5 protein-coding genes are annotated in these 6,083 nt (G+C 60.1%); 1 reads left to right on the top strand and 4 read right to left on the bottom strand.

Annotated elements, in window-relative coordinates:
• Nucleotides 1-519: 519 nt before the first annotated feature.
• The 4 genes from BLIN9172_RS17475 to BLIN9172_RS17460 form a co-directional block, all read right to left on the bottom strand.
• Complete coding sequence (locus tag BLIN9172_RS17475; protein ID WP_127364848.1) at nucleotides 520-1,134, bottom strand: hypothetical protein; 615 nt, start codon at nucleotides 1,132-1,134, stop codon at nucleotides 520-522.
• A gap of 7 nt (nucleotides 1,135-1,141) precedes the next feature.
• Nucleotides 1,142-2,434 carry a NucA/NucB deoxyribonuclease domain-containing protein gene (locus BLIN9172_RS17470; protein WP_170286976.1) on the bottom strand — a complete coding sequence of 431 codons (1,293 nt, stop codon included), beginning with the start codon at nucleotides 2,432-2,434 and terminating at the stop codon, nucleotides 1,142-1,144.
• 595 nt (nucleotides 2,435-3,029) lie between these two features.
• The gene (locus tag BLIN9172_RS17465) at nucleotides 3,030-4,631 is read right to left on the bottom strand and encodes an AMP-binding protein (protein WP_205751092.1); all 1,602 of its coding nucleotides are present in this window, start codon (nucleotides 4,629-4,631) and stop codon (nucleotides 3,030-3,032) included.
• Nucleotides 4,632-4,849: 218 nt separating this feature from the next.
• On the bottom strand, nucleotides 4,850-5,200 hold the full coding sequence (locus tag BLIN9172_RS17460) for an excalibur calcium-binding domain-containing protein (RefSeq protein ID WP_145998000.1): 351 nt from the start codon (nucleotides 5,198-5,200) through the stop codon (nucleotides 4,850-4,852).
• Nucleotides 5,201-5,452: 252 nt separating this feature from the next.
• Between BLIN9172_RS17460 and BLIN9172_RS17455 the strand changes: the two genes are divergently transcribed.
• Nucleotides 5,453-5,974 (top strand): MFS transporter, encoded by a 522-nt coding sequence (locus tag BLIN9172_RS17455; protein WP_101556149.1) that lies wholly within the window; start codon nucleotides 5,453-5,455, stop codon nucleotides 5,972-5,974.
• Nucleotides 5,975-6,083 lie beyond the last annotated feature (109 nt).

The raw sequence follows: 6,083 nt of genomic DNA, 5'->3' as shown, positions 1-6,083 counted from the left end.
GTAGCGGAGTACCAGATCAGTCCGGGAGCTGGTTCCCAGACCGATCATCCCTGCCTTTCGACTCCTACCGAATATTCTTGAAGAAACTAGTCGTTGCCCCTTGACTTAAAACATAGGGGCACCCCCCACACACACATGGCTGGGGCACCGTCGAGACTGCCACGCAGTTCCTCCGCGAGGTGCGAGATGCCTGTCGGTACGAGCTGCCGGAAGAAGTGAACGTGTCTTGGTGAACGACAACAGATTAAGCGTATGGATCTGCGACCGTCGTCACCGCCAGCGTGCGGCAACGCCGGGGCCGTGGGAAGACAGATCTCAAACCGATTGAAAGAGCGACGGCGCCTCTCTTCTTTTGCAGTCAAGATTCATTGAATAGCCCGGCCCCACAGTTAACTTGTGGGGCCGGGCTATCTAACTCACAGTGCCGTTCGTCGTGTGGCAGAGCATGAAGCGTGGCCGTGCTTTGAAGCTCGGGCCGTCAGTTGAAATAGCGATACACGGACGGAGGTCGACGAGAGGTTATTCTCCAGCGTCCCTGAGGTTTTGTGCAATCAGATCCTCGCGGTCTGGATCGCCCATGCCGAGAGTGACGTATCCGGATCCGCTGAACGTCTCCGAGTTCCTCTCATCCTCGCCGGCTTTTGCCGAACTCATTCTTGTGACCGTAGGTTTATTCGGCTCAGACGGCCACACCTGCACAAGGACATGATCGTTTGGAGTGCCGTCGGGTTCGATCAGTTCGTCGCTACCCGACTTATCTCGACCTCGCACATGAATTCGCACTCGGTAGTCTCGACCGCTTTCAAGCATGTCCGCGTCAGTGCCTGGCTCGTCGGCTTCGCCACCGTCGCTGAAGATGCCGATCAGTATCAAAGGTGCTGCTTCGGCGGCTCGCACGCTCAATTCGACAACATCTTCCCACTCCTGGGCCGGGCCATCTGGGACGCTACCGAGAACTTCGAACGCTGCGTCAACTGGCCCGTACATCGCGCCAGTGTGCAGGGCAATTCCACCTTCGTCGTCAATCGATACCGTTCCTCCGAGAACTGTGTCGGACGTGTCCGTCGCTACAAGAGGAAGCAGATCGAGTCTCCAGTTTTCAGTTTGGGCTACCTGCTTGTACATGTCAGTCATCTGCCTCTTAAAGAATCTGGACGAAGAATGAATCGCCTGTCAGGACGCGGCTCTCTTTAAAGAACTTGCTGAGCTCAGAACCTGCCGCGGAATTTTCCTTCTGGGGAATCATACATGCGCTGTATCCTTTTCCACCCTTAGCACCGACCGGATACGCTTTGTCGGAGATCTTGCATTGGCTGAACGTGCGCCCTGTACCACCGCCGTAATAGGCGCCTTGCTGGGTCGAGGCGAACGGGTATTCATCGCATGAGTAGCCGGACGGTCGCTTGAGCCGTGACGGGCAAGCCTTTGAGCGGTTCTTGGCCGACGACTGTCCCGGCTTCAGCCTCTTGAGCGCCGTTGATTTTCCGGGGAGTCCGCTCTTCTGTGCATCGGTGACGTGCTTGGCGAAGTTGGGGTGAGAAGCCCGGTCATATCCGATTGCGACCTGGCCCTTAGTCATGATGCATCCGGCGGATATTGACTTGTACTCTCGATCGCACCGCACTGGGCTCGCTCCGGCATAGTTGAAGGGCAGCACCTGTGCGACTCTTGGGTGCTTGATTGTGAGGTTCCACGACAGGTTCTGATTCGTGCGGGCGGATTTTCCAGTCCAGTTGTAATAGCTTTCGGCGCTGAGAGTCTTTCCAGCCTTCAACGCCTTTCCTGCCAGCGACGTTAGAGCTCCCGTGCGAGAACAACTTCCGCTGCATTTGGGTGTGTTGCCGACGATCGAGAACTGGTTTCCTGTCCCCGATGTCTTTGAGGTCACGAGTGTGAGCTGGTTTCCGATGCGGGTCTGATTAGTTGCGCTGTACTGGTAGACGTAGGCAGTCCCGGTGAGTGTTCCCAGCACTGCTCCCTTCCCTGAATGATGCTTGATCGTGAGTGGAACACCGACGCAGCCGTTGGTTCTGTCAGACGATCGAACCCCGGACTTGCAAAGATTCTTCGGCAATGGAAGTGCCGCGTGCGGTTTCAGCCCAGACTCTTCCTGTTCTCCCAACGTCACGCAGATACTTGCCCCATCGGGGTCCTTGGAACAAGTTGTTTCAGCCTTGATAGGTTCCGTACTCTGTCCGGATTGTGCCCGTGCTGACAGGCCTTTCTGATCCTCAATCTGTGACGGATCGATGACAATTCGCTCCTGGGCTGGTGCTTGCCCCTCTGAGGGCTTCTCGGCAGCAGTGCTGCTCTGTGCTGGGCCGAGAAGGCCAGATGCCAACGTCAGAAGTCCAATCACTGTCGCAATAGCGAAGTTCAATCGCCCTGCTCTCGTTTCTACCATGTATTCAGTTGCCTTATTTTCGTGTTTCATTAGATGGCCTCGAGGATCGAATGCTTCCGGCACCCCATTTGACATCCCCCAAATGGAGTAGATTTCACAGAAATCTGATGACGTTGGCGGTCGCTCGGCACGCGCTTCTGTAGACTTCCTCGGCAGTTGAAGAAAGCTAAGGCACGCCGACCGGAAAATCCGCGTGCTGGCTCTGCCGGATTGCCGATGGCGAGAGTTTTACTTAGCCGTATTCAGACGTCTCGGTTGTGGAAAAGATGGTCGCCGCACGCCAACAAACCGGTCCAATAGACGATTGCCGATACGCGTCCGACTCTCCCCTGTCGTTGTCATTAACAGGCACAGCACACACGGCGGTGGCTGCACGTGAGTTCAGTCAAAGCAACCCTCCGCTTCCCAGCTCAGCCGTATACGACCGCTCTTGGCACTCGTCCCGTGATAGCGGCACATAGTTTCCGGCCGCTTCGACGACCTGCTCTTCGGCCTTCTTCTTCGCTCGCGCCTCATCACGCTTCTTTTGCTGGTTGCGCCTCACCATGGAACAAGTTAGTCACTCTTGGAGTGCGCCTTTGCAAGGGATCTGATCAATGACCCTCCCCAGCCTCGCCCAGGACACTCAGCTCCCCGCCATCTCCCGCAGGGCGTTCTTGCGGATCTTGCCGGTCGACGTCGTCGGCAGCTCGTCGACGAATTCGATGCCGGCCGGGGCCTTGTAGGAGGCGATGCGGGTCTTGACGAACGCGATGAGGTCGGCTTCGGTCGCCTCGGTGCCGGGCGCAAGGACGACGTAGGCCAACGGTCGCTGTCCCCACTTCTCGTCGGGCATTCCGACCACGGCCGCCTCGGCGACGGATTCGTGGGCGACGAGGGCCTGCTCGACCTCGATCGTGGAGATGTTCTCCCCGCCGGAGATGACGATGTCCTTGGCGCGGTCGAGGATCTGGACGTACCCGTCCTCGTGCATCACGGCGAGGTCGCCGGTATGGAACCAGCCGCCGCGGAAGGCGGTGGCGGTGGCTTCGGGCGCGTTGAGGTAGCCCTTCATGACGTTGTTGCCGCGCATGACGATCTCGCCCATCGTCACCCCGTCGCGGGGCACGTCGGTGAGCACATCATCGGCGCGCAGCTCGACCACGCGCACGCGCTCGGCGCTGATCATTCCGATCCCCTGCCGAGACTTCAGCTTCGCGCGCTCCTCCACCGGCAGGCCGGTCCATTCGGGCTGCGGTTCGCATGAGGAGTACGGGCCATAGGATTCGGTGAGTCCGTAGACGTGGATGACCTCGATGCCGAGCCCCTCGAGCAGGACGATCGTCGTCGGCGACGGCGGGGCACCGGCCGTGGTGATCGACAGCGAACCGCCCAGATCGTGGGCCTCCTTGGCCCCGGCGATGGTGTTGAGCACGACGGGAGCACCGGCCATACGGGTGACCTTCTCGTCGTCGATCAGTCGCCACGCCTCGGGACCGCGCACCGCTCGGATGCACACGTGCGTGCCCGACACCGCGGTCAGCGCCCAGGTCGTGCACCAGCCGTTGCAGTGGAACATCGGCAGCGTCCACAGGTACTTCGTCAGTGGCGCGAAGTCCTGCGTGACGACCTCGCCGAGCGAGTTCAGGTACGCCCCGCGATGGGTGTACATGACGCCCTTCGGCCGGCCCGTCGTGCCCGAGGTGTAGTTGACGGTGATCGTCGCCGTCTCGTCTTCGACCTCAAAGGCGCGGGGTGATTCCGGCGCCGAGGCGGTCCAGTCGGCATACGCTTCCACGCGCAGATCCGCGGCGGCCACCTCACCTGGGGTGCCGTCTTCGTCGGGGTGGACGACGATGGTTTCGACCGCGTTCGCAGCCCCGGCATCGATGACCGGCTGGAGAAGTCCGGCATCGCCGAAGAGGAATTTCGCCTCGCTGTGGCCGAGGATGTACTCGACCTCGGGCGGAGCCAGTCGGGTGTTGAGCATGACGAGCACGCCGCCTGCCAGCGGGACCGCGTAGTGGGCGATGAGCGCCTCGGCGCTGTTGGGGGCGAGCACGGCGACCGTGTCCCCGGGCTGCAGTCCACGGCGGACGAGTCCTTCGGCGAGGTTCTGGACGGTCTCGGCCATCTGCCGGTAGGTGAAGCGGCGGGGCCCGTCGACGATCGCCTCCCGATCCGGGTGAGCCTCGAGCGAACGCTCGAGGAAGCGCAGCGGAGTCAGGGCGGTATCGAGTCCGGACATGGCAGGTCTCCTCATCGTCGATGATCGTGGCAGCCGTCGGCAGGAACAGCTGCGACGGTGTTCGACATCAGACTACCGAGCGACTGTGATCGCTCACACACCACCCCTCGCCGAGGCGGCCGGGCGTCACAGTGCACGTTCCCCATCTTCGTGCTTCGGAGTCCGTGTCTGAGCGTTGAACGGTTGATTTCCACAGCCCGACGAGGGCGATGTCGTTGCTATTCGCAGCCGATTCCATCGCCGTCGCGGTCGAGGTGGGACCCGTAGCCGGGGTCGCCTCGGCGAACGGGGGCTGCACCAGCTTCACGGGCGGCCGTGCAGTTCTCGAAATACGTCGACGAGTTCGATGACGAGCCGCTCGACGAACTGCCGGATGCTCCGCTTGCAGACGAGCCGGACCCTGTCGAACTTGAACCGGACGGGCTCTGCTTCGCCGGGCGGGTCTCTTCCTTCGTGGTGACGTTGTCACCGTCGCCGGGACCGGGCCAGTCCGCATCCTCGGTGAATGCGGGCTGGTCGTCGCATTTGCCGAGGACGCGTTCCATGGCGGACTTCTCCGCTGGGACCACCCAAAGATCGTATTTGTGTTTCACTGCGATCTGCCGGGCGACGTATTCGCAGCGATAGCTCTTGTTCGGCGGCAGCCAGGTCGCGGCGTCGCCGTCGCCCTTCTATCGGGAAGGTCCGATATCAGATGGCTCGGAGTTCCTCACCTGTAGAGATCTCTGATGGCTTACATCGAGAATGCATGAATAGATTGCATAACCGGTTGATCTCGCGGAATCCTGGGCAGGGCGTGGGGTTCGCGGTATAAAGGGCATATGACTCCTGTCGACGCCGCCAGCGAACCAGATGAACCTGGCCGAGCGTCACCTCCTGTATTGAAGAATCCCATTTTTCGACGATTGTGGCTGGCCAATTTTGCCGGCGACATGGGCAACCAGGTCACCACCTTCGCGTTAAGCATCACCGCCGTCGTGTTCCTCAACGCTTCGGCGTTTGAAGTTGGACTCATCGCCGCGTTGTCTCGCAGTGCATATCTCTTCTTCGGCATTCCCGCCGGTGTGTGGATTGATCAATGGTCGCGCAAATGGGTGCTAGTCGGCTTTGCCTCACTGCAGACCATCGTTGTTGCCTCCGTGCCCGTGGCATTCGCATTCCATAATCTGACAGTCATTCAACTGATCATCATGGCCCCACTACTCAGTATTTCTTCGCTCTTCTTCGATGTTGCCCACACCGCAGTGTTGCCGACGTTAGTCGGCCGCGACCGCGTCTCGGAGGCAAACGCGCGCCTAAGCCTTGATCCACCGATGCGAGTAGCCGGATCAAGCCGCGCGTGAAATGGAAATGCCCCTTCTGAACTGGGAAAATGATGATGTTCGAAGTCAACATTCCCGTTCAAGAAAGGGGCACCTCTCAGGTGCTATTCAACCACACACCCGCGTCTGT

Source organism: Brevibacterium linens ATCC 9172 (genome assembly GCF_900169165.1).
GTDB lineage: Bacteria > Actinomycetota > Actinomycetes > Actinomycetales > Brevibacteriaceae > Brevibacterium > Brevibacterium linens.
This window is presented reverse-complemented; position numbering and strand designations above follow the sequence as displayed.

Bases quoted from the DNA above. Each gene is read 5' to 3' on its own strand.
- BLIN9172_RS17455 (WP_101556149.1), top strand. From the start codon at position 5,453: ATGACTCCTGTCGACGCCGCCAGCGAACCAGATGAACCTGGCCGAGCG.
- BLIN9172_RS17475 (WP_127364848.1), bottom strand. From the start codon at position 1,134: ATGACTGACATGTACAAGCAGGTAGCCCAAACTGAAAACTGGAGACTC.
- BLIN9172_RS17470 (WP_170286976.1), bottom strand. From the start codon at position 2,434: ATGAAACACGAAAATAAGGCAACTGAATACATGGTAGAAACGAGAGCA.
- BLIN9172_RS17465 (WP_205751092.1), bottom strand. From the start codon at position 4,631: ATGTCCGGACTCGATACCGCCCTGACTCCGCTGCGCTTCCTCGAGCGT.